Source organism: Streptomyces sp. NPDC001970, from assembly GCF_053594115.1.
Window position 1 is genome coordinate 225504 of sequence record NZ_JBSFDW010000002.1, and the last position, 22185, is coordinate 247688.

Genomic DNA, 22185 nt, shown 5'->3' on the forward strand with positions numbered 1-22185 from the left:
ATCACTGATTGCTCAAGGCAGCTCGAAGGTAGGCGATCAGATGACCGGTCGGCACCTCGACCCAGGCGGCCCCGGGCACCCCGGCGCGAATGACCTCATAACGCTCCCCATCCAGCTCATGCACCAGGACCTGACCGCTCGTTCCGTCCAGCGGATCCACACGCAAGCGGACGGCACCGTGCGTGATCGTTGGGAACATGTTCCGCAGTACCTCATCCGCATGGAGGCGACGCAGAAGGTTCCATTGTCTCCGGTGGAAGTCGGACGACAGGAGGTCGGACCACTGCGAAGGGGTAGGCTCTCCGATTTCGAGTGCCCTGGCGAATTCATCGAGCTCCATGAACTCGAATTTCGCCTCCAACTCGTCGAGCGGCATACCTTCCCGCCATGCCGCGACCGCCTCCACGAGCAATCCAAGATCGTCCGTCGAGCCGATCTCCCAGGTGAACCCGGGAATGTGGACACGCACCCGGAACAGACGCTCCTCGGTCGCAGTAACGACGGACACGTAACCCCTTGCCGTCTCGATACTGATGACGTCGGTGGCCCAGGGCGGTAGCCCGATGTCGCATCCGCGCAGCTTCGCTGCCTCTTTCATGGCTGGTCCAAGGCCACCCGAAGCGGTCACGTCCGGGTACAGGTCTTTCGGATGGGTATCCATATTCGATTCCTCAGCAGTGACAGTATCCGATGATCGAACCTTTTACGGGGGGAAGTTTTCCTTGCAGCACTGATAGATCCGGCATATCTGTCGGGGGATCCAGTCGCATGGCTCCGTCTGGACCCGACGGGGAGTAGAACTTGATCGAATCCCACGAGCGTTGACCATTGGCGAGAGCTCTCGCGATCATGGACATCTCGTAGTCCGTGGCAGCAGCTCCGGCCTCACCGCCCCTCAGGCCACGCTGGGCAGCCGCCATGAAGCCGCCGAGTTCGTTCAGTCCCGTCATGTTGATGTGAAGCTTCACGTTCGGGTCGGCGACGGCCATTTCTGCGATCCGGGCGAAGTCCCTCGGGGACGCGTTGGAGAAGGTGTTGAACTTGTTCTCGGGCCTCCCAGCCCACTCGTCGAGCTTCCCCTTATTCTGCCACCCCAACGCTACTTTGCAGTTGTGAACGAGAATCGGAGTGGCGCCCGCCAGCACGAAGAACGTGTGCAGGTCGTCGACCGTGAGGTCGTAGACCGTGCGCGGAGCCAGGCCCGAGCGGTCGTGGAGAGCGGTCACCGCGCGGACGGAGCCGTCCGGGGTGCGCAGGCGGTCGCCTACGCGCAGGTCGGAGACCAGCGTCCACCCGCGGTCCACCACGTAGAACTTGTGGCCGGCGGTGCTGGCCAGCCTCCCTCCGTCGGCAACGGTGATGTCCACCAGCCGCTGGGTGTCGTGCTTGAAGGTGTCGGTGACCTGCCGGGCCCGCAACTGGCCGGAAGCCGGATCCGTGGCCTTGACGAGGTCCCCCACGCCCACCTGGCTGATGGGCCGGTGTGAGCCGTCCGCCATCAGCACCTGGGTGGTGCCGGGGAAGCTGTTCACCTTGCAGGCGGTGTACAGGTCTTCATAGGCGTTGATGGTGCTGTTGAGCTTGGCGAGGGTCCCGGGGTCCAGGTCGAGGGCCTTGAGGGCCTTGAACGCATCACGGACCCCGACGCCGGTCTTCATGGCTGCGTCCAGAGCCCGGATCCCTTCGAAGACCTTGCTGAACGCCTTGCCGGGGATGAAGTTGCTCAGCGCCCAGGCGCAGCCGCTGGCGCTGCCGTGATAGCAGTCGACGAAGTCCTGGACCAGGACCGCCTTGATGAGCTTGTAGGTGAGGGTCTGCTGGATGAGTTGCAGCTTGGAGAAGTACCGGGTGACGTCCTTCGTCAGACCCGGGATGCGCTTGCTCTCGATGAGCAGCGTGTCCTCGCTCGGGCAGCCGCTGGCGCTGGCCGTTGTGTCGGGGTTGGTGCAGAGGAAGAAGTCGACCACCGCGCTGAAGGTAACCGTGAACGTGGTGGTGCAGCCTTCGAAGCCGATCGTGATCACGCAGGGGTTGTGCTGCTTGGCGTCGGTGATCTCGATGCTGTCCTCGTCGACGACGTACCACGTTCCGCCGACTCCGGTTCCCGCGCCGGTCGAGACCTGCTTGTTCGCGGCGCTGCGTGCCGCTTCCTCGGCTGCCTTCTGTGCCTCCTGGGCGTACTTCAGCGCGTCCTTGGCGGCCTGTTCGGCTTCGGTCGCGGCGGCGTCGGCACGTGTCGCGGCTGCCCGTGCGTCCTTCGCTGCCTGCTCCGCAGCGGCTGCCGCCTCGCGGGCCGCGGCGGCGTCGAGGGCGGCCTGATCGGCGGAGTCACGGGCGTCCTTGGCATAGCCTTCGGCGCGGCCTGCGGCCTTGTCGGCGGTATCGGCGTCTTCGGTGGCCTTGCGGTCGTATTCGATGGTGCGGGCCAGTGACGCCGAGGCCTTTGAGGCGGCTGCGGCGGCGTCGGCCGCGTAGCCGAGGGCCTCCTTGGAGTAGCCGCGGGCGTTGGCCGCGTGGCCAGCGGCGTTGGCCGCGTACTGGTAGGCGATCTTCACGTCGCCGGTGGCCTGGTCGGCGAGGTTCTTGGCGGCTGCGGCCTCGGCCTGCGCGTTCTTGGCGTGGGCGTCGGCGACGGCCTTCTGCTGCTCCGCGATCGACTTCGATGCCTGCCCGGTCAGCACGACCAGGCCGGCGGCCGAGTCAGTCGTGACATACGGCGAGCCGAGCTGAATGGCGTCGTTGGCGGGCTTTGCGACCTGTGCGGCCGCGTTGCCCGCGTCGACGGCGGCCTGGGCGGTGACGTGGGCGAAGCCCGCTGCCTTCGCCGAAGCCACGAGGGCCTTGCCCGCTTCCTTGCTCGCCTCGTCCGCGTGGGACTTGGCGGTCTTGGCCAGCTTCTCCGCTTCCTCCGCCAGCTTGACGGCCGTCTTGGCCTCCTCGGAGGCGTGCTCGGACGCCTTGATGGCGTCGGCCGCGGCACTGGTCGCGGTCCGCACCGCGGCATCGGCCTTCAGCTTGGCGGCCTGAGCAGCGTCCGCGTGAGCACGGGACCGCTTGGCGGCCGCCTCGGCACGGGTCGCCGCGGCATCCGCCTCGGCCGCCGCCTCGCTCGCGGCATCCGCCTCGCCCCGGGCCCGACCCGCGGCAGCCTCGGCATCGTCCGCGTACTTGTCCGCCGCGTCCGCTGCCGCCCTGGACTCCTGGGCACTGCTGTCGGACTCATGGGCCTCGGCGTACGCCTCCTTGGCGTCCGCCTTGGCGCGGGCCGCGTCCGCCTTCGGCGCGGCGTCCCACGCGTCGGCGTTGAGATCACGGGCGTTGTCGCGCGCCTTGACCGCGTCGTTCTTCCGCGCGACCGCGATCCCCTCGGCGGCCTCCGCCTTCTCCTTGGCATCCTGGGCGTTCGCCGCCTCGGCCTGGGCGTTCTGCTTGTGCTGAGCCGCTTCGGCCTGCTTTGCCGCAGCGGTCTCCTTCTCCGCCTTGGCCGTCTTCTCCTCGGCCTCGGCCGCGAGTCGCTTGGCGTGCGCGTCAGCAGCTGCCGCCTTCGCGTCCGCTTCCGCCTTCAGCGCGACGGCGAGCTTGGCCTCGGCCGTCTCCTTGTCCTTCTTCGCGTTGTCCCGGTGCAGCTTGGCCGCATCCGCCGCCGCCTTCGCCTGCAACTCGGCGATGTGCGCGGCCTCCTTGCGGAACTCCGCGTTGACCTGCGCCGCCTGCGCCAGCGCACGCTGCGCGATCGTCTTGGTGTCACCCGCGGAGGCCCTCGTTGCGGCCTCGGCGGTCTCACCGGCGTTCACCATCGCCGTCAGCGCCGCCACGGAACCCTTGGTGACCTGCGCCTTCTGCTGACCCACCAGAAGACCACGGCCACGCGGGGCACCGGCGCCGTCCGCGATGCCATACGCTGCCTGCTCAGCCGCGTCGGAAGAGGCGGCCGACTTCTTGGCACTCTCCAACTGCGCCTTCAGCGCAGCCAGCTGCTTCTTCGCCGCCGCCTGGGCGTCGGTGAGGCCCTTCTTCGCCTTGTCGAACTGCGCCTTGTCCGGATAGGACGGGCTGTCGGTGCCCTTGTGCCCGGACGGCTTGATCAGGAACTTCTGCGCGCTGGTGTCCTTGCAGCCCCACAGTCGCGCGTCCGTGCTCTTGGTGAACGCACTCAGGTCCAGGCACTTACCCGTTGAGACGCTCTTCAGCGGCGAAGAAGCACGGACATCACCCGACCACGACTGTCCCTTGGACTTGTAGCAGTCCGAGATCTGGATCTTCGTACCGTTGGCCGACGCGTTCCCGGCCACATCCAGGCACTTCTGCGAGTTGACGCTCCGAAGGTGGAGGTCGTCCTCGCTGCCTTCGATCGTCCACTGCTGCGCGGCGCTGCCGTTGCAGGTGTAGATCTGGACCGGCGTGCCGTTGGTCTTGCCGCCGCCCTGGACGTCCAGGCAGTTGCCTTTCGCGCCCGGCACCTCGATGGTCACGTAGCTGTCGCCGATCCAGCCCAGCCCGCCCGCTGCCCAGTAGTCCTGCCAGCGGGTGTAGTAGTCGGCGAGCCACGACTGGCCAAGGGTCTGGCCCAGGGCGAACGTGCCGTCCTGGAGCGCTTTCGTGGCGTCCTTGTTTGCGGTGAGGATCTGGTTGCGCTGTGTGGCCTGGGCGGCGATCTCCTGCTGCCATTCGGCGGATGCCTGCGCTACCTCTTTTCCGAGAACCCGGTTCGGGTCGATCGGGTCGTGCCAGGCGCAGGACGCGAAGCGGGCCTTCAGGTCCTCGATCGCGATCCGGAACTCCGAGGTGTCCGGGGCTGGAGCTTTGCGGGGGAAGCCGCCGGAGGCCAGGAAGATACGGGCGTCATCGGCGAACACCCTGGGAACGAAGAACTGGTTGGGCTCGATCTTCCCGGAGTTCTTCTTCCACAGCGCCCACGCCTCCTGCTCTTTCGGCGTCCCTCCGGTGGTGTACAGCGGGTCGCCGATCGCGAGCGCGGCGGCCTTCGTCTTGTCGTCAGCGGTGGGCGACGGGTCGTAGAACGGGTTGAACACGTCGAGCGGACCCCAGTACGACTGGTACAGCCAAGGGAGCAGCCCGGTCTGGTCGAAGATCTTGCCCGGGTCTCGCGGTGCGTCGGGGTAGGACTCCAGACCGCTGACGGTGGCGGACCACGCGTACCCCTGCTGCGCCTGGCCGTCCCCAAGGCGTATGTGGTGCTGGCGGAGGGCTGGGAGCCGACAGCCGACACCGCGCGGCAGATCTTCGCGCACTCGCGCACGGTCCTGGCGCCGTACAAGCGCGTCCGCAAGCTCGAGTTCGGCGAGCTGCCCAAGACCGTGTCCGGCAAGATCCGCCGGATCGAGCTGCGCCAGGCCACCGCCGAGGGCTCCACGGCCGAATACGACGAGGGGGACCTGCGATGACGGAGGGACCCGCGATGACGGAGCCGGCACTGCTCTCGTACACGCACGGCAACGGGCACGGTCCCGCTGCTCGGCGACACGATCGGGCGCAACCTGGACCGGGCGATCGCCGCGTACCCGGACCGGGATGCGCTGGTCGACGTGCCCTCGGGTGCGCGCTGGACCTACACGGAGTTCGGCTCGGCCGTGGACCGGTTGGCGCGCGGGCTGATGGGGACGGGCGTGGCCAAGGGCGACCGGGTCGGCAGCGCCCTGGCTTACGCTCCCGTTCACTTTCGAGTGAAGATCGGGCCACTTCGGCTTCCTATTGTGGGCGCGCCCCCCAATCCTCGTGGTCCATTTTGGCTGGAGGCCATCTGTGCGTCCCGACAATGCCGCTTCACCTTCGATGTCCGAGTTGGCCCAGCGCCGGCTGTCCCGCAGGACGGTGGTGGCCGGGGGACTCGTCACGGCCGCCGCATCGTTCTTCGGCGCCGCCACCCTGCCCGAGGCGGCGGCTGCTGACACGGGATCCACGGCTGGGGGAGCCGGCAGGCGGCCCCTGCTCGGGTTCCCGGCGGTCCCGCCCAGCGTCGCCGACGAGGTCGTGCTGCCGCCCGGGTACCGGTACCAGGTGCTCTATCCATGGGGCCACCCGATCGTGCCGTCCGGGCCCGCGTTCGCCGAGGACGCCAGTAACAGCGCGGCGGAGCAGGCCGAACAGGCGGGTGATCAGCACGACGGCATGTGGTTCTTCCCTTTCAAGGGCGGGCGTTCGGGTCTGCTGTGCGTGAACCACGAGTCCACGGCCGAGCAGTTGCTGCACGCCGACGGCCGGGCCGCCTGGTCGCCGGAGAAGACCGCCAAGTCGCTGGCCGCGCACGGCGTTTCGGTCATCGAGATCGAGCGAAACCGCGACGGCCGGTGGCACCTGGCGGAGTCGGAGTTCGCCCGCCGGGTGACCATGACCACGCCTGCCGAGATCACCGGTCCCGCGGCGGGACATCCACTGCTGCGCACCGGCGCGGACCCGGACGGCGTCAGGGTGCTGGGCACCCTGAACAACTGCGCCAGTGGGCCGACCCTCTGGGACACGTACCTGACGTGTGAGGAGACGGTCAACAAGTACTTCTACTTTGGTGAGGAGCCGCCGCCGGCCGGTTCGGTCGAGGAACGCTACGGCATCGGATCGGAGAATCCGTACCCGTGGTACACCACGGATGCCCGGTTCGACATGAGGGCGGAGCCGAACGAGTACAACCGGTTCGGATGGGTGCTGGAGATCGACCCCTTCGACCCTTCGTCGACGCCGAAGAAGCGGACCGCTCTGGGGCGCATGGAGCATGAGAACGCCGTCGTCGTGCGCGGCAGGCACGGTGAGGCCGTCGTCTACATGGGCGACGACACGCAGTTCGACTACTTCTACAAGTTCGTGGGCGCAGAACCGATCAAGAAGGCGCTCAAGCGCGGGCGCAGTCCTCTCGACGAAGGCACCCTGTACGTCGCCAGGTTCGAGGAGGACGGCTCCGGCAGGTGGCTGCCTCTGGTGCACGGCGAGCCGGGCCTGGCCGCGGCCGACGGGTTCGCCGACCAGGCCGAGGTGCTGATCCATGCGCGTCTTGCCGCGGACGCGGTGGGAGCGACCCCGATGGACCGCCCGGAGTGGTGCACGGTACAGCCCGGCACCGGCGCGGTGTTCTTCACCTGCACGAACAACACGGCCCGAACCGATTCGGTGAACGCGCCCAACCCCCGGCTCAACAACCGTTTCGGGCACATCATGAAGATCGACGAGAACCGCAACCCCAGCGCGGAGACGTTCGTCTGGGACATCTTCCTGCTCGCCGGGGATGAGGCCAGCGGCGCCACCGTTCCCCCGGACCAGGCATTCGGCTCGCCCGACGGCCTCTGGTTCGACGCCCAGGGCCGACTGTGGATCCAGACCGACGGCACCCAGCCAACGGTCGACGGCGCCCGTCAGAACAACCAGATGCTGGCGGCCGACCCCGACACCGGCGACATCCGGCGGTTCCTGGTCGGTCCGCCGCGCTCCGAGATCACCGGCATCACCTCCACGCCCGACGGCCGGTCGCTGTTCGTGAACATCCAGCACCCCGGTGACTCCGGCACGCCCGACAACCCTCGGGCGAGTTCGAACTGGCCCGACTTCAGCCCCACCGGTCGTCCCCGGTCGGCCACGATCGTCATCACCAGGGAAGACGGTGGCGTGGTCGGCGGCTGACCAGGCCCTGCATACCGTCTCGCGGTAGCACCGGTCCGTAGTCGCTGTGACTCAGGGGCCTGCCGGACCGGCCTACGTCTTGTTCTCGGCCAGCTCTCGGCCCTTCGGCGTCTCATGAACGGAGTGTCGCCGGAGCAAGAACAGGACCGGCTGCGAGATGCGACAGGAGAGAACACGAGGGCATGGGACGTGGGGCGGAGCCCGGTCGCGGACTTCGCCCCACGATGCTGTTTCCTTGTGAACTGCGCTGATCAGCACTTCGTGTATGTGGCAGTCACCTCAACCTCGACCAGCCACCCCTCACGGTCGGCGAACGGCCAGCGAGGCGGCCAGCGAGGCGGCCTCCATGGTCGCGCGTGCCGGACGGGCCTTGTTGGCGAGCAGCGGCGGCGTGGGAGGGGACGTTCCCTTGGTTACCGGGACGACCTCCTGCGGCGTCAGGTCGACCTTGGCGAAGTACTGCCGTTGTTCGAGAGGGCGCCTGGCTGGCACTCGGCCACAGCGCCCACGGAGACCTGGAGGCAGCCTGCGAGATCGACCAGATCGCTGCCGACCGCCTCGACGTCGTGCGCTCGCCTCGCAGCGCGGCCCTGCTCCACCAGCTCGCCGCCGACCTCCGCCGCCGCCAGCGGAACCCTCACGTACGCAGCTTTCTGCCGGTCCTGGAGGACGCACTCGCCCGATACGCCCCGTCGACGCTACCCGGCCGTTAGGGCCAGGATCACGACCGCAGGGGAGCGCGTTGTCGTTATCGGGGCTGGGGTGGCAGGGCTTACCACCGCCGTCGTTATTGCAGAGTCCGGCATCCCGGTGCACGTGATCGCCCTGCAGGTGCCCGGTGTCACGTCACTCGCGGCCGGGGCGATGTGGGGCCCGTATCTGGTCGAGCCCAAGGACAAGGTCGACGAGTGGGGGCAGCGGTCCCTGGAGATCTTCCGGAAGCTGGCCGAGAACCCGGCCACGGGCGTCCGGCTCACTAGCGGCATCGAGACATCCCGCACGGCCGAAGCCCCACCGGACTGGGCCACCATCCTGCCGGGCTTCCGGCCCTGTGAGCCGACCGAGCTTCCGGCCAGGTTCACGGCGGGGTACCGCTTCACCGTGCCGCTGATCGACATGCCGGTTTACCTGAACTACCTCCTGCGTCGGCTCCATGCGGCTGGTGGAACGCTCGAGCGGCGGCGCCTCGCAACACTCGCTGACGCGGGGCCCACCTCGGTAATCGTCAACTGCACCGGCCTCAGCGCCCGCGACCTGATCTCGGATCCCGACCTCCGGCCCATCCGCGGCCAGCACGTCGTCGTCACCAACCCGGGCCTGACCGAGTTCTTCTCCGAGGACACCGGCTACTCACCGGATCTGCTGTGCTTCTACCCCCACGGCGACACCGTCGTCCTGGGCGGCACGGCCATCGACGACGAGGGAGACCTGGCCCCCGACGACAAGGCAGCGGCCGGCATCCTCGCCCGCTGCGCCGAGATCGAGCCCCGCCTCGCCCAGGCCCGCGTCCTCGAACACCGGATCGGCGCCAGGCCGACCCGCGCCACGGTCCGCGTGGAGGAAGAGCGGCAGGAGAACGGAACTGTGGTGGTGCACAACTACGGGCACGGAGGGGCCGGCGTCACGCTGTCGTGGGGATGCGCTGGGGAGGTCCGGCAACTACTGGCCTGACGTGACGGCGCGGGAACGCGAGGCTTCGGCACCGCCGAGCTCATCGCAGGGTTACGCACGCCTTCGACTTGAGCCCCTCGTACTGCGTGCAGACCTGCGTGCCGTTCGGTACCACCCGCCCGGTATGGCCGCCAGCACCCCACGACACCTCCGCGAAGTCCGCGCCCTTCACGTGCCGCAGGGCCCGCCAGCCGCCACCCACCGTCCACGCGCCGCCCGGGACCCGGTACAACCACCGCGCCGAGTAGGACCCGCCCTTGCGCACCGTGCCACGCGAGGCACCTGCAAGCCGCCCGAGCAGGTAAGCCGTACACAGCGGGCATCCGCCCCTTCGGGTACGCCGAGGATCGCGGGACGATCGTGCCTGCCGAGGCTATCCGCGAAGGCGCCTCGATGATCCTCGCCGGTGAGCACCTGTCTGCCGTTGCTCGGAAGTGGACAGAGGCCGGGCTACTGTCGCCTCGCTCGCTCGCTGCCGGGGCTCAGGACTGGCTGGCCCGTTCTTCCTAGGGCTCGGCGGACGAGCCGGCTAACGCGCCACGCGGTAGCGGAGGTAGACGACTCTCGAGCTGAAGATGCGGGTCTCGACGAGTTCGAGATCCACCCGGCGCTCGCGTTGGGGAAAGAACGGAATGCCACCGCCAACCAGCACCGGATAGACCATGGCCCGGTACTCGTCGATCAGACCCAACGCGGCCGCCTCGGCGGCGAGAGTCGCGCCGCCGATCGCGATGTCGCCCTCCCCCGGCTCGGCTCGCAACCGCTCGATCTCCTCCGCCAGGCCGCCGGGGGCCAGGCGGGCATCGCCCTGCACCGCCGACAGCGTGGTGGAGAACACCACCTTTGGGAGCGGCTTCCAGAGCGCGGCCCACTCGAGCATTGAGTCGTCGAGCGATGGATCCTGGTCGGCGGTCTCCCAGTACAGCATCGTCTCGTACAGCCGTCGTCCCAACAGGTGGACGCCGACCTCTCGAATCTCGTCGATCCAGAAGCGAAAGACCTCCTCGTCGGGCGCCGTCCAGTCGAAGTCGCCGTCCGGCCCGACGATGTAGCCGTCAAGTGAGACGCTCATCGAATAGGTCACGCTGCGCATCAGATGTCCTCCTCGGCAACGGGTTCGACAGTACGACCGCCGGACGCCGCAGGACTCATCGCGGCTCGCGGGATCCCCTGAGCGGACGGCGCATGCACACCCGGGGCCAGCGGTCCAGGCCGTGCTGCGCCTCCGCGAGGCGGATCTCCCGGAGCCCGTCGGTGAGTTCGTCCTCGCCGAGCGCACGGAAGCCGAGGCGTGCGTAGTACGGCGCGTTCCACGGGACGTCGGCGAACGTCGTCAGGGTGAGTGCGGCCAGGCCGTCGGCCGCGGCCACGGCGGCCAGATGGTCGATCAGGCCGCGGCCGAGACCGCGGCGTGCGGCGGCTGGGTGGACGGACAGCTGCTCGATATGGGCGGCCCCGTCGACCGGTTCGCTCAGCAGATACGCGACGGGCCGGTCGTCCGCGTCCGCCGTCACCCAGGCGTGGCCCGCCCGCCGGTAACGCTCCAGGAGGTCGAGCGGAAGGGGCTCGTCGTCCGCGACCGCCGCCATGCCGAGCGAGCGGAAGGGCTCGCCGGCGGCCCTTTCGATGTCCTGGAGGAGGCGGAGTTCGGCGCGGGCGGCCGGTCGGATCTGCATACGGCGAGTATCGCTCAAGGGCCCGACCAGTCGCCGTCGAGTGCGCGGGCCGCGTAGTCCCGGGAGCTGCCGTGGCCCGGGCCGCCCCTACCGAGCAGTCCGCCGTCCCGGGCGAAGTGCGGGACGAACAGCATGAGCGCCGGCTCTCCGTACAGCGCGACGGCCAACCGGACCTGCCCCGGCGGGCAGCCGTGCCGGGACGTGGGGAGCGGGTGGTCCTCACGGAGCGACGCGAGGAGTTGCCGGCCCGCGCGAGTGCGGCGCGGCACGCACCACAATGCCGCCGCGGGCAGTACGACGAGAACCGGGACCACCAGCTCGCGCGGTGTGTCGGGTGCGCCGAGCCGTGTCATCAGCAGCCCCGCGGCCACGGTCAGTGGCACGGCGGCGAGCAGCACCCGGGCGGTGCGCCAGCGCCCGTTCGACCGCACCAGTCCTTCCACCCACACCTCGTCCCGTACCGCGTCGAGCGCGTGCCGCACGGGGGGTCGGGAGGCCAGCACCCGTGGTCCGGCCGGCCAGAGGAGCGCCCGGTGCGCCGCCAGCTGGAGCGGATCGCGGACGCCACGGGCGGGGCCGGTCTGCTGCACCGTGCCCCGGCGGCCGGCTGCGACCGCACCTCTCTGGTGCAGGGCGACGAGCGCGACGGTCAGGGCCGCCGGCCGCCCGCCCCGCAGCAGGGCGACCGCCTGCGGCGTCAGGTCGGGCCGGTCGGGCGGCCCCCAGCTCCACAACAGGGCGGCGGCCGCGGCCAGCAGCACCCCGCACGCTCCGATGAACCACCACATGTCCGTCGGTATGGCGCCCACCTCCCCGTAGGTGTGGTGCCCCGCCGGGGATGGGGGCGAAGCCCGAACGGCCGGGTTCAGAGCTCGATTTGAGCTTCGTGGGCCCGCGCCATGGCGTGGAACGCCCCGTTCGTCTCCCACTCCTCGAGCGCACCGGACGACACGCCGGTGCCGGTGTCAGGCGCCGGCCGACAGGAGTTCGTCGGCAGGGCTGTTCACCGGCTGCGGGGTGCCCGTGAGGTCCATGACGAACAGCGGGACGCCGAGGTCGTCGGCGCGGGCCCGGGCGTCGTCCGCGTAACCGGCGAGCGAGAAGAAGACGCTCACCGACGACGAGCTCAGCCCGTTCAGCCAGAGGCATTCGACGGCGCGCAGGGTGGCCGGGCGGGTGGTGGGGTCCACCTGGGCGACGAGCCCGGGTCCGCGCAGGTCGATCCCGGAGGCGGGGCGCTCCTCCGGCTGGACGACCTCCTGGAACCCCAGCCACCGCAGATACAGCGCGGCGGCCGTCACGGCGTCGCGCGCCGTGCGGATCGTGACCGGGTGGAAGGCGGGGCGGGGCACGGGGGCCGTCCGCGGCAGCGGTATGTGCGCCGGGCGTTCCACGGATGACGACCCCGAGGGCGAGCCCGTCGGCGATCCGTGCGGCCCGGCAGCCGACAGGGACGTCGCCGGTCCCGAGGGGGCCGGTCCCGACGAGGCCGGTCCCGAAGAGGCGGATGCCGTACGGGACGGGGCCGACGCGGTCGACGTCGGGGCCGCGGTCACCGGCCGGACCGGTACGCGCAGGACCGTGCCGCAGGGGCAGCCGAGCTCCGGCTGCGGCCACTGGTCCTGCCGCCCACAGGCCAGACAGCGGACGGTGACCCAGTCGTCGGTCCAGGTGCGGTGCCGTATCGGTTCCGCGGGGGCGCCGCGCATGAGCGGGGGAGCGAGCGGCGCCCCGCACGCGCACGGGAAGACGGGCGCGGCGAACGTGTGCGTCCGGCGGCAGACCGGGCAGCGAACCGGCACCTGATCTCCCATGTCTGACCCCCTTCGGCGCTGTCGGACACGCCTCGTGGTCCATCGTCCACCACCCGCGACCCCTTGGGGAGGGACTTCGGCCATCCCTCGTCCGGGTGCGGGCCGCTCTCCCTTGACGTCGCCGACCGTGCACCTTAGATTGATTCCGTATAGCAGAACTAAACTTCCGCATGTCGGAAATCAACTCGGAATCGATGCTCTCAGGTGGCGCGACAGAGCCCGATCCGCCAGGCCGAAGCAGGAGCACCCCATGCCTCGTATGACCGCCGCCCGAGCGGCAGTTGAGATCCTCAAGCGCGAAGGCGTCACCCACGCGTTCGGTGTGCCGGGCGCGGCGATCAACCCCTTCTACAAGGCCCTCAAGGAGGGTGGCGGCATCGACCACACCCTCGCCCGCCACGTCGAGGGCGCCTCGCACATGGCCGAGGGGTACACCCGGACCGGCCCCGGCAACATCGGTGTCTGCATCGGTACGTCCGGCCCCGCCGGCACCGACATGATCACCGGCCTGTACTCCGCGATCGGTGACTCGATTCCGATCCTGTGCATCACCGGCCAGGCGCCGACCAGCGTGATCCACAAAGAGGACTTCCAGGCCGTCGACATCGCCTCGATCGCCAAGCCGGTCACCAAGGCCGCCACCACCGTCCTCGAGGCCGCGCAGGTCCCCGGCGTCTTCCAGCAGGCCTTCCACCTGATGCGCTCGGGCCGTCCCGGCCCGGTCCTCATCGACCTGCCGATCGACGTCCAGCAGACCGAGATCGAGTTCGACCCCGAGACGTACGAGCCGCTGCCGGTCTACAAGCCGTCCGCGACCCGCCGCCAGATCGAGAAGGCGATCTCCTTCCTGCTGGAGTCCGAGCGCCCGGTGATCGTCGCCGGCGGCGGCATCATCAGCGCCGACGCCTGCGACCTGCTGGTCGAGTTCGCCGAGATCACCGGCACCCCCGTCATCCCGACCCTGATGGGCTGGGGCACGCTGCCGGACGACCACGAGCTGAACGCCGGCATGGTCGGCGTCCAGACCTCGCACCGCTACGGCAACGCGAACTTCCTCGATTCCGACTTCGTCCTCGGCATCGGCAACCGCTGGGCCAACCGCCACACCGGCTACAAGCTGGACGTCTACACCAAGGGCCGCAAGTTCGTCCACGTGGACATCGAGCCCACCCAGATCGGCAAGATCTTCGCCCCTGACTACGGCATCGCCTCGGACGCCAAGGCCGCGCTGGAGCTCTTCGTCGAGGTCGCCAAGGAGCTGAAGGCCGCGGGCAGGCTGCCCGACCGCACGGAGTGGATCGCCTCCACGCAGGAGCGCAAGGCCACGCTGCACCGCCGCACGCACTTCGACAACGTCCCGCTGAAGCCGCAGCGCGTGTACGAGGAGATGAACAGGGCCTTCGGCCCGGAGACGCGTTACGTCACCACCATCGGCCTCTCCCAGATCGCCGGCGCGCAGATGCTGCACGTCTACAGGCCGCGCCACTGGATCAACTGCGGCCAGGCGGGCCCGCTCGGCTGGACCATCCCGGCCGCGCTCGGTGTCGCCACCGCCGACCCGGAGGCCCAGGTCGTCGCGCTCTCCGGCGACTACGACTTCCAGTTCATGATCGAGGAGCTGGCGGTCGGTGCGCAGCACCGCATCCCGTACGTCCACGTTCTCGTGAACAACTCCTACCTGGGCCTGATCCGCCAGGCCCAGATCGGCCTCGACATCAACTTCCAGGTCAACCTGGAGTTCGAGAACATCAACGCACCGGAGCTGGGCGTCTACGGCGTCGACCACGTCAAGGTCGCCGAGGGCCTCGGCTGCAAGGCCATCCGCGTCACCGAGCCGGACCAACTGCTCCCGGCCTTCGAGGAGGCCAAGAAGCTCGCCGCCGAGTACCGGGTCCCGGTCGTCGTCGAGGCGATCCTGGAGCGGATCACCAACATCTCCATGAGCAGGACGATGGACATCAGCGACATCTCCGAGTTCGAGGAGCTCGCCACCGAGCCGGGCCACGCGCCCACCGCGATCCGGCCGCTCACCTGACGGAGCGGCTGCCGACGGGGGAGGGACGGCCCCCGCACCCCGGGACCTGCCGGGGGCGGGGGCCGCTTCGCGCGAGGAGGCCCTCTCTGCCGCTGCGTGCGCGGGAGCGGGCGTCGTCGTCCCGCGAGCAGGAGCCGAGGCCGAGGACCGTCTGCCGGATCAGGCCCTGGATCCGTACGGCGGATCAAGGGGGAGCGTCGTACGCTCCGGGCCATGCGGTCACCGCATCGGGCCCCTCGCGCATCGGGCGTTCATGTCCGTCGCGGTGACGTCGGGCACCGCTGACGAGCCGTTGCCGACGGCTTCCCACAGCCGCGACGCGCGGAGGGACGGTCGCGCTGAAGGCCGCGGGCTCGGCCCGAGCGATTACGCGCGAAAGGCCGGCGCACGAAACGCCTGCCCACGAAAGGCCGGCGCACGGAACGCCTGCGCGCGAAAGGCCCGCGCACGGAACGCCTGCGCGCGAAAGGCCCGCGCACGGAACGCCTGCGCGCGAAAGGCCCGCGCACGGAACGCCTGCGTACGAAACGCCTACGCACGGAACGTCTGCGTACGGAACGCCTGCGTACGAAACGTCAGCGTACGGAACGCCTACGTACGGAACGCCTACGCGCGGAACGCCTGCGTACGGAACGCCTGCGTACGGAACGTCTGCGTACGGAACGCCTACGCGCGGAACGCCGCCGTCCGTTCCGGGGACGCGTCGGCCAGGGCCTTGGTGACCTCTTCGACGCCGGCGCGCAGCCCGTAGACGGGGGTGCCGGGCTGCTGGCGCCAGGACCCGTCGATGCCGCCCGAGTCCACGGTGTCGAAGCCGAGTTCGTCGATCAGGTCGCGCACGACCTTCTTGGCGGCCTCGTCGTCACCGGCCACGGGCAGTGCCATGCGCTCGGGATCGCCCTTGGGGCGCGGCCTTTCGAGGATGTCCTGGGCGTACGTGCCGTTGAACGCCTTGATGACCGAATGGCCGATGTGCTGCTCGGTCCAGCGGCTCTCGGTCAGCCCTTGGTCCTCGATACCCGCGAGCTTTCCGTCACGTTCCTTCGGGTAGTAGTTGCCGGTGTCGATCACGGCGACGCCCGCGGCTGCCTCGTCGAGCAGGCCGGACGGCAGATGGGGCACGCTCTTCAGCGGTACGGTCACCACCACGACCTGGGCGTCGCGCGCCGCCTCGGCCGCGGTGACCGGGGTGGCGCCGGTCTCCTCCGCGAGCGCGGTCAGCGTGTGCGGGCCACGTGAGTTGGCGACGGACACGTCGTGCCCGAGAGCGGTCAGCCGCCGGGTGAGGTTCCCGCCGATGTTGCCCGCGCCGATGATGCCGATCTTCATGGGCCTGTCCTCCCGGTGTGTCCTCCCGGCTGTGCTGCGACTATATGCCGCATTTCGGTGCAACCATGTGACCGTCGGTGCTATTTCCGGCCCTGGCGACCCCGTGGCGCACGCGGACCTCGCGGAGGTCCTGCCGCGCCACCCGGCCCGGCGGAGGCTGCGCCGGAGCGGGAACGGGCAGGCGAAAGCCGCTTTCGCGAAGATCGAGAAGCCCGGCAGGCACCTGGAGGAGTGATGAGGCGCCGCGCAGGAGCGCCCTGGGAGCGGCCGGTGGCCTGCGTACGCGCGAGGAGGCCCCGCCGGAGCGGTTCGAGCGGGGCCTCTGGGCGGGCACAGCGGTGTGTTCGGGGAGTGCGCTGCGCCACCGCGGCAGTGGGGCCTTGGGGAGGGAGGGCCTTTGCCGGGTGGCTGAGATTAAGCCTGTCGCCGGCCGGAAGGTAACCCCTGTGCGCGAAGCGGCTATGGCCGCGATTCCTCCCGCCATTCCTCGCGGTAGGCGGGGTGGCCGGCATACGGCAGGGCGAGAGCGAAGCAGGCGTGGAGCCAGGCGGTGCGTTCGCCTTTCTCGAAGTCGCTCAGCGCGTCACCGGAGTTTGTGGCGACTGGGCGATCCCAGTGCGCGCACCGCTCCACGATCCGCTGTCTCGCCCGGACTTCACGCAGGTCGCGCGCCGGGTCGCGACGGGCCATGTAGAGGCGGAGGTACCGGTCATGAACCACCGCGATCCCGTCGCCGTTCGCGTCGACCAGGCCGCCGCCTTCGGCAGGCGCCTCGTCCCGGCTCGTGCCCCGCCAGGGTCCGGGGGCGCGCTGGACGGCCACCATGGCCTCGTACTCGTCCTCGGCGAGGCGGGCGCGGAGGAACTGCACCAGATCTTCCATCCCTTGATCTTCGCTGGGTACCCCTGGCTTCAGCCAGGGGGTGAAGGCGACGGGCTCATCGTTCCGTACGGTCGGCGAGGGCCGTGCGGGAAGTGCGATCACCGGAAACCTCTGCGCGCGGGCGCCGTGAACGAGACGATCACGGCATGGGAATCACCGGACGGGAGCTCAACCGCTCCACGCTCGCCCGGCAGATGCTGCTGCGCCGGGAGACGCTCGGTGTCGCCGACGCCGTACGGCGCGTGGTCGCACTCCAGGCCCAGCAGGCCGCCTCGCCCTACCTCGCGCTGTGGAACCGTCTCACCGACTTCGACCCGGCCGACCTCGACACCGCCTTCGCCGGCCACACGGTCGTCAAGTCGACCCTGATGCGGATCACGTTGCACGCCGTCCACGCCGACGACCACCGGTCCTTCCACGAGGCCGTGCAGCCGTCGTTGCGGGCCGCCAGGCTCGGTGGCCGCTTCACTGCATCCGGGCTGACCGCCGCGGACGCCGACGCGCTGGTCCCGGAGCTGCTGGCGTTCGCCGACCGGCCCCGGACCACCGCGGACTACGAGGGCTGGCTCGAGCGACGGCTGGGTGCGCCGCCGAGGCCAGGAGCATGGTGGGGGCTGCGGCACTACGCACCGCTGCTGCACGCACCCACCACGCCACCTTGGTCGTTCGGCACCCGTCCCTCGTACGTCGCACCCCGGACCCGACCGGTGCTGGCGAACCCGGACGTGTCCGCCGCATCCCTGCAGACGCTGGTCCTGCGCTACCTCGAAGGGTTCGGCCCGGCCTCGGTCGCGGACATGGCACAGTTCGCCCTGGTCCAGCGGGCCAGGGTCAGGACGGCACTGGAGGCTCTGGACGGTGACATCGAGCGGCTGGACGGACCGAAGGGCGAGGACCTGTTCGACGTCCCGGGCGGACCGCGCCCGGACGAGGAAACACCGGCACCGCCCCGGCTGATGGCCATGTGGGACAGCATCCTGCTGGCCTACTCCGACCGCGGCCGTGTCATCCCCTCCGCGTACCGCACGCTCGTCACGCGCAGGAACGGTGACGTGCTGCCGACGCTGCTGGTCGACGGGTACGTCGCCGGCGTGTGGCGCCCGGCCGCAGGGGGAATCGAGGCGACCGCCTTCCACCACCTCCCGGACGAGGTCTGGGAGCAACTCGCCGCCGAGGCACGCTCGCTGACGGCCTTCCTCGCCGACCGCGAACCGCGGGTCTACCACCGCTACGACCACTGGTGGAGCAAGCTGCCGAGCGACGCCAGGACCCGGCTGCTCACCGGAGAATGAGGCCCGGGTCGTCGCGTACGGCCCCGGCCGGACGGGACGGCGGCCGGCCGAGGCGGTCGCCGCCGGTGCTTTTTGTCACGGGCCAGCCATCAGGGCCGCGTCCGATCACGCGATCCCCCCGGACCCGTCCTGCGGACGCCGGGCGGCGAGCGCCGCCGCGAGGAGCCGCCGCAGCTCGGGACTGTCCAGATCCTTCGGCGTGCGGAGCTTGATGTGCCGGTGCACCTTGCCGCTGCCCTCCATGAGCCCCGCCGGATCGGGCAGCCCCGCACCGCCCGCGATGCCCAGCGTGACATGTGCCTTCGCCGGCGCGACCGTGAACACCAGTCCCTTGTACCCGGTACCGGTGCCGAACCCGATGTCGTTGCCGTCCACCGTGACGACCGCGTCCGGGAACTGCTCCAGCAGCAGTGCGCACGTGCTGCGCCCCAGTTCGGCGATGTGCGCGTCCCGGGCCGCGAGGACTCGTTCCACCTCTTCGTCCATGGCGCCAGCATGCCACGGGGCCTGGGCGCGGACGGCGAGGGCTCCGGTCGGCTCGTACCAGTCCACGTCCACCTCGTGGCCGGTGTCCGGGTGCTCGAACCGGAACCCCATGTCGGAAACGTTCTCGCTGGTGAGCTTCCAGACTTCTGTTCCAACCTCCGGCGTACGCGGCGGCTGCGAGACGGATGCGCGCCACCAAGTGGGGCCGGAAGGTGCAAGGTGGCAGGCTGTAGGGAACTCGTGATGCAGACGGCAGAGGTCGCGCGACGCCCAACGCGTGGGCGCGGCTGCTCACATCGACGTGTGTGTCATGAGTCAAGAAGTTGGCAGAGTTTGTTCTTGCTCGGGTCGGGATTCTCCATCTTCGGAGGGGTCCTCATCGTGTTCGCGTGAGCGTGGTAGGCGACCGGAAGCACGTGCCGACGTACTGCCTCGGCCAGCGGCAACTGGCCCTTCAACACGGCCAACACGACCTGGATCTGCTCGTCCACCGACACCAGCCGTGACGGCTTCTGCTGTCTGCTCACCCAGCCGTCCTTCCCGGCCCCTCAACTCAACCCCTGCCGGAAAGTTTGACTCACTCCATGAGGAGCCCGGCGAACGAACATTCGACTACGTCGGCCCCTCAGGGCTCAAAGACCCCACAGTCCCTTGCACAGCGTGGTGAGCCCGCCCGCCAGCGCCAGCAGGAACAGCATCAGCCGGGCCCGTCCCTCAGGCACCCGCTCTGCGAGCACCTTTCCGATCACGGCGCCTGCCGCAATTCCTGTAGCGACCAGCACCCAGGTCGGAGCCGTGAGCTGTGGCAGGCCCTTGGCCGCAACGGAGAACGCGTTCACCACGACCCCGTAGAACTGCGCGTTCGGCACGAACTCCGCGACCGTCCAGCCCGCGTTGACCGCATACAAGGACACTGCCGGGCCGCCCACGCCGGCAGAGGAATTCATGAACCCGCTTGCTGCACCCGCGGCCAGCGCCCCTTTGGTGCCGCGCAGGGCGGCCACCCGGGCGCCGCCCATCGCCAGCAGTACGGCCGCGCTCACCAGCACCCCCATGCCGGCCAGCAGTTCCGGCTCGGGCAGTCGGCCGGCCACCCAAGCCCCCGCCGGCACGGTGCAGGCAGCAGCAGCGACCAACGGCAGCATCGCGGCGAGACGGACCTCCCGCCAACTGCCGACAAGTCCGACGGCACTGATGGCTCCGGCCGCACAGTTCGCCAGCACCACGCCTTCGGCCGGACCGAGGAGCAGCACCAGAGCAGGCACCGCCACGAGCGCGAACCCGATTCCCGCCAGCCGCTGCACGGACGCCCCGACCAGGATGATGCCGCCGAGCAAGAGGTCGGCGGCCCAGCCGTTCGTCACAGACGGCTCCTCGTGGGGTGGCGTTGAGGGGTGATCACGCACAGCCTCCACCCACCGGGCAAGCCCGATCAACGGCATTTCCCTGCTCAGCCGGGGGCGCATTGCCCGCAGCGCGTTGCTCGGTCGCGTTCCCGTGCTGTGAAGCACGATCGGCCGGCGACCGCTGCGTGCACCTCACCGACGGCATCACCGTGCCGCCCTCCGGGATCGGGCAGCCCGCACCGTCTGCCTTCTGCAGCGGTTCGCGTGAGGCGTTCGAGAAGCGCCCGCCGTGCATGGCCCGACCGGCCGGACCGAGCGCCAGGGCGAGCCGCGAGCCGGAGTGCCGAGGTGGTGGTTTCCGGATCCGGCCTTGGATCCCGCGCAGTTGGAGGCCCCCGCTGCGTCAGCGGTGCCGGCCCTCGTCGCGAAGCGTCGCTGACCCGGCGCAGCGGAGGTGGTCCGCGGTGACGGGGGCGCCTTCGGCGACGTTGCGGTCGTAGGTGACCGTCTTCACCACGACGGGCTCGGAGCCGACGGCGACGTCGAAGAGGGCGTCGTGCCGGGCGACCGCCTGCAGGCGTGCTCCGGGCAGGGCGGCGGCCAGGGTGGCCGCATCCGCTTCTCGTCCGGCCGGGTAGGTGATGGCAGGGGGGCCGGCGGGTCGCACCGCGGGGGCGGATGCGGAGGTGTCCGTCACGACGAACTTGCTGCGCTCGAGGGCCTTGGCGACGGCGGCGTCGTCGACTCGTACCGTGATTCCGGCGGGGTTGGTCCCGGCGCGTGTTTCGGGCACGGGCAGGATGCGCGTGTCTCCGGTGATGGGTCGGTCCGATCGCAGGGCGTCCCACAGGGCATCGGCGCGGGCCTCGTGCCAGAGCAGGGTGGAACCGACGCCGGGCACGCGGTGGTCGAAGTGAGTGATCGGCACGGTGGCGAACTCCGTCCGGTCCGCCGGTAGCCGGCCCAGTGTCCAGCCGATGCGCACGAGGTCGACCAGGCCGGTCCGTTCGTCCGTGCGTACGGACGTGAGCAGCTGGTGAGCTGTGCGTGCCGCGCTCACGGGATCAGCCAGTGCCCCTTGGGCGGTCAGGCGGGCGAGCATGTCGGCCAGCATGCGCTGTTGGCGGCGGACCCGGCCGAGGTCGCCCGGGGGGTTGAGGTGCCGGGCCCGGGCGTAGCGCAGAGCTCCGCTCCCGTCGAGGTGATGGGTGCCCGTGGTGATGTCGAGGCCGGAATTCTCGTCCTTGAGCGGCTTGTCCGTGCACACGGTCGCGCCGCCCAGATTGTTGACGGCTTGTTCGAAGCCGGTGAATCCGGTCTCGAGGTAGTGGTCGATGTGCAGGCCGGTGGCCTTCTCGACCGTGCGGACGGCCAGGGGCCCACGGCCGATCTTGAAGGCGCCGTTGATCTTGCCGCGTTTGGCCGGGGTGGTGGCGCCGTCCGGCTGGGCGTACTCGACGTAGCTGTCCCGGGGGAGGGAAACGATGCTTGCGCGCCTGTGGTCCTCGGAGAGGTGTACGAGCATCATCACGTCGGTGCAGTCGCACCCCTCGCCGCCCACATGGAGGCGCCGTTTCTCGGCAGGCGAGATGCCGGCGCGGCTGTCGATACCGACGATCAGGATGTTCGTGCCGCGGCTGTCGTCCCGGCCGACCGGGTCGACGGCCGATTCGGCCTGCGCACCGAACCACGGCCAAGAGGCCAGGCCGGCCAACAGCGTCAGCCCGACAGTGATACGGCGCATCACACACCCCCGAGAGGCACATAATCGGATGTATGTGATCTTAACGGTCATGCGGCGAGGAGCCTGCGTCAGGCGCTGATGGGCGCGTCGTCCCCCTTGTAGTGGTCATTCATGTTGTCCCGCGCGGCTCTCGCACTCCCGGCCGGTCCGTACGCCGAAGCCCGCAGCACGCCGGCCGTCACGGTGCGGGCGAACTCGCCTGCGAGGCCGCCCGGCCCGTGGTTGGCCCCGCGGCGTCCGGGGCCGGTCGACTTCGGCGCCACACTCCGGCGCCTGGTGCTCGT

At 69.9% G+C, this 22185-nt stretch carries 19 protein-coding genes and 3 pseudogenes; 8 read left to right on the forward strand and 14 right to left on the reverse strand.

Annotated elements, in window-relative coordinates; translation table 11 throughout:
* Position 1: 1 nt before the first annotated feature.
* Both ACWCP0_RS03540 and ACWCP0_RS03545 read right to left on the reverse strand, forming a co-directional pair.
* Positions 2-661: a hypothetical protein gene (locus ACWCP0_RS03540; RefSeq protein ID WP_451077188.1), complete on the reverse strand. Its 660-nt coding sequence runs from the start codon at positions 659-661 to the stop codon at positions 2-4.
* A gap of 10 nt (positions 662-671) precedes the next feature.
* A pseudogene (locus ACWCP0_RS03545) lies at positions 672-5156 on the reverse strand (RICIN domain-containing protein); the annotation flags it as partial.
* 9 nt (positions 5157-5165) lie between these two features.
* On the opposite strand from ACWCP0_RS03545, the pseudogene ACWCP0_RS03550 reads away from it, so the two are divergent.
* The 3 genes and pseudogenes from ACWCP0_RS03550 to ACWCP0_RS03560 all read left to right on the forward strand — a co-directional run.
* A pseudogene (locus ACWCP0_RS03550) lies at positions 5166-5405 on the forward strand (AMP-binding enzyme); the annotation flags it as partial.
* Positions 5406-5419: 14 nt separating this feature from the next.
* Positions 5420-5655 (forward strand): annotated as a pseudogene (locus ACWCP0_RS03555) (AMP-binding protein); the annotation flags it as partial.
* Positions 5656-5793: 138 nt separating this feature from the next.
* Complete coding sequence (locus tag ACWCP0_RS03560) at positions 5794-7626, forward strand: PhoX family protein (RefSeq protein ID WP_451077189.1); 1833 nt, start codon at positions 5794-5796, stop codon at positions 7624-7626.
* Positions 7627-7926: 300 nt separating this feature from the next.
* Here ACWCP0_RS03560 and ACWCP0_RS03565 read toward each other — a convergent pair whose 3' ends face one another.
* A complete protein-coding gene (locus ACWCP0_RS03565) occupies positions 7927-8118 on the reverse strand; it encodes a hypothetical protein (RefSeq protein ID WP_451077190.1) in 192 nt (63 codons plus the stop codon).
* A gap of 74 nt (positions 8119-8192) precedes the next feature.
* Between ACWCP0_RS03565 and ACWCP0_RS03570 the strand changes: the two genes are divergently transcribed.
* Both ACWCP0_RS03570 and ACWCP0_RS03575 read left to right on the forward strand, forming a co-directional pair.
* Entirely contained in the window at positions 8193-8339 is a 147-nt protein-coding gene (locus ACWCP0_RS03570) for a hypothetical protein (RefSeq protein WP_451077392.1), read from the forward strand.
* A gap of 7 nt (positions 8340-8346) precedes the next feature.
* Positions 8347-9297: an FAD-dependent oxidoreductase gene (locus tag ACWCP0_RS03575; RefSeq protein WP_451077378.1), complete on the forward strand. Its 951-nt coding sequence runs from the start codon at positions 8347-8349 to the stop codon at positions 9295-9297.
* Between the two features lie 529 nt (positions 9298-9826).
* Here ACWCP0_RS03575 and ACWCP0_RS03580 read toward each other — a convergent pair.
* The 4 genes from ACWCP0_RS03580 to ACWCP0_RS03595 all read right to left on the reverse strand — a co-directional run bounded on the left by ACWCP0_RS03580 (position 9827) and on the right by ACWCP0_RS03595 (position 12787).
* Positions 9827-10390: a dihydrofolate reductase family protein gene (locus ACWCP0_RS03580; RefSeq protein WP_451077191.1), complete on the reverse strand. Its 564-nt coding sequence runs from the start codon at positions 10388-10390 to the stop codon at positions 9827-9829.
* Between the two features lie 55 nt (positions 10391-10445).
* Positions 10446-10973 (reverse strand): GNAT family N-acetyltransferase, encoded by a 528-nt coding sequence (locus ACWCP0_RS03585; RefSeq protein WP_451077192.1) that lies wholly within the window; start codon positions 10971-10973, stop codon positions 10446-10448.
* Positions 10974-10987: 14 nt separating this feature from the next.
* A complete protein-coding gene (locus tag ACWCP0_RS03590) occupies positions 10988-11782 on the reverse strand; it encodes a TIGR04222 domain-containing membrane protein (RefSeq protein ID WP_451077193.1) in 795 nt (264 codons plus the stop codon).
* 156 nt (positions 11783-11938) lie between these two features.
* Positions 11939-12787, reverse strand: a complete 849-nt coding sequence (locus ACWCP0_RS03595; protein ID WP_451077194.1) for a hypothetical protein — start codon at positions 12785-12787, stop codon at positions 11939-11941.
* A gap of 250 nt (positions 12788-13037) precedes the next feature.
* Here ACWCP0_RS03595 and gcl point away from each other — a divergent pair, with 250 nt between their 5' ends.
* Entirely contained in the window at positions 13038-14822 is a 1785-nt protein-coding gene (gene gcl, locus ACWCP0_RS03600; protein ID WP_451077195.1) for a glyoxylate carboligase, read from the forward strand.
* A gap of 666 nt (positions 14823-15488) precedes the next feature.
* Here the strand turns inward: gcl and ACWCP0_RS03605 are convergent.
* Positions 15489-16214, reverse strand: coding sequence for an NADPH-dependent F420 reductase (locus ACWCP0_RS03605; RefSeq protein ID WP_451077196.1), 726 nt, complete (start codon positions 16212-16214; stop codon positions 15489-15491).
* A gap of 40 nt (positions 16215-16254) precedes the next feature.
* On the opposite strand from ACWCP0_RS03605, the gene ACWCP0_RS03610 reads away from it, so the two are divergent.
* Positions 16255-16386 (forward strand): hypothetical protein, encoded by a 132-nt coding sequence (locus ACWCP0_RS03610; protein ID WP_451077197.1) that lies wholly within the window; start codon positions 16255-16257, stop codon positions 16384-16386.
* Between the two features lie 224 nt (positions 16387-16610).
* On the opposite strand, the gene ACWCP0_RS03615 is transcribed toward ACWCP0_RS03610, so the two are convergent.
* Positions 16611-17033 carry a DUF6221 family protein gene (locus tag ACWCP0_RS03615; protein ID WP_451077198.1) on the reverse strand — a complete coding sequence of 141 codons (423 nt, stop codon included), beginning with the start codon at positions 17031-17033 and terminating at the stop codon, positions 16611-16613.
* A gap of 146 nt (positions 17034-17179) precedes the next feature.
* On the opposite strand from ACWCP0_RS03615, the gene ACWCP0_RS03620 reads away from it, so the two are divergent.
* Positions 17180-18325 (forward strand): winged helix DNA-binding domain-containing protein, encoded by a 1146-nt coding sequence (locus ACWCP0_RS03620; RefSeq protein ID WP_451077199.1) that lies wholly within the window; start codon positions 17180-17182, stop codon positions 18323-18325.
* 105 nt (positions 18326-18430) lie between these two features.
* Here the strand turns inward: ACWCP0_RS03620 and ACWCP0_RS03625 are convergent, their stop codons facing one another.
* From ACWCP0_RS03625 to ACWCP0_RS03645, 5 genes are all read right to left on the reverse strand, one after another.
* Positions 18431-18922 (reverse strand): DUF1801 domain-containing protein, encoded by a 492-nt coding sequence (locus tag ACWCP0_RS03625; RefSeq protein WP_451077200.1) that lies wholly within the window; start codon positions 18920-18922, stop codon positions 18431-18433.
* A 197-nt stretch (positions 18923-19119) separates the two neighbouring features.
* Positions 19120-19338 carry a hypothetical protein gene (locus ACWCP0_RS03630; protein ID WP_451077201.1) on the reverse strand — a complete coding sequence of 73 codons (219 nt, stop codon included), beginning with the start codon at positions 19336-19338 and terminating at the stop codon, positions 19120-19122.
* A gap of 105 nt (positions 19339-19443) precedes the next feature.
* A complete protein-coding gene (locus ACWCP0_RS03635) occupies positions 19444-20175 on the reverse strand; it encodes a TSUP family transporter (protein ID WP_451077202.1) in 732 nt (243 codons plus the stop codon).
* Positions 20176-20560: 385 nt separating this feature from the next.
* Positions 20561-21901 carry an LCP family protein gene (locus tag ACWCP0_RS03640; protein ID WP_451077203.1) on the reverse strand — a complete coding sequence of 447 codons (1341 nt, stop codon included), beginning with the start codon at positions 21899-21901 and terminating at the stop codon, positions 20561-20563.
* Between the two features lie 68 nt (positions 21902-21969).
* Positions 21970-22164, reverse strand: coding sequence for a hypothetical protein (locus ACWCP0_RS03645; RefSeq protein ID WP_451077204.1), 195 nt, complete (start codon positions 22162-22164; stop codon positions 21970-21972).
* Between the last annotated feature and the right edge of the window lie 21 nt (positions 22165-22185).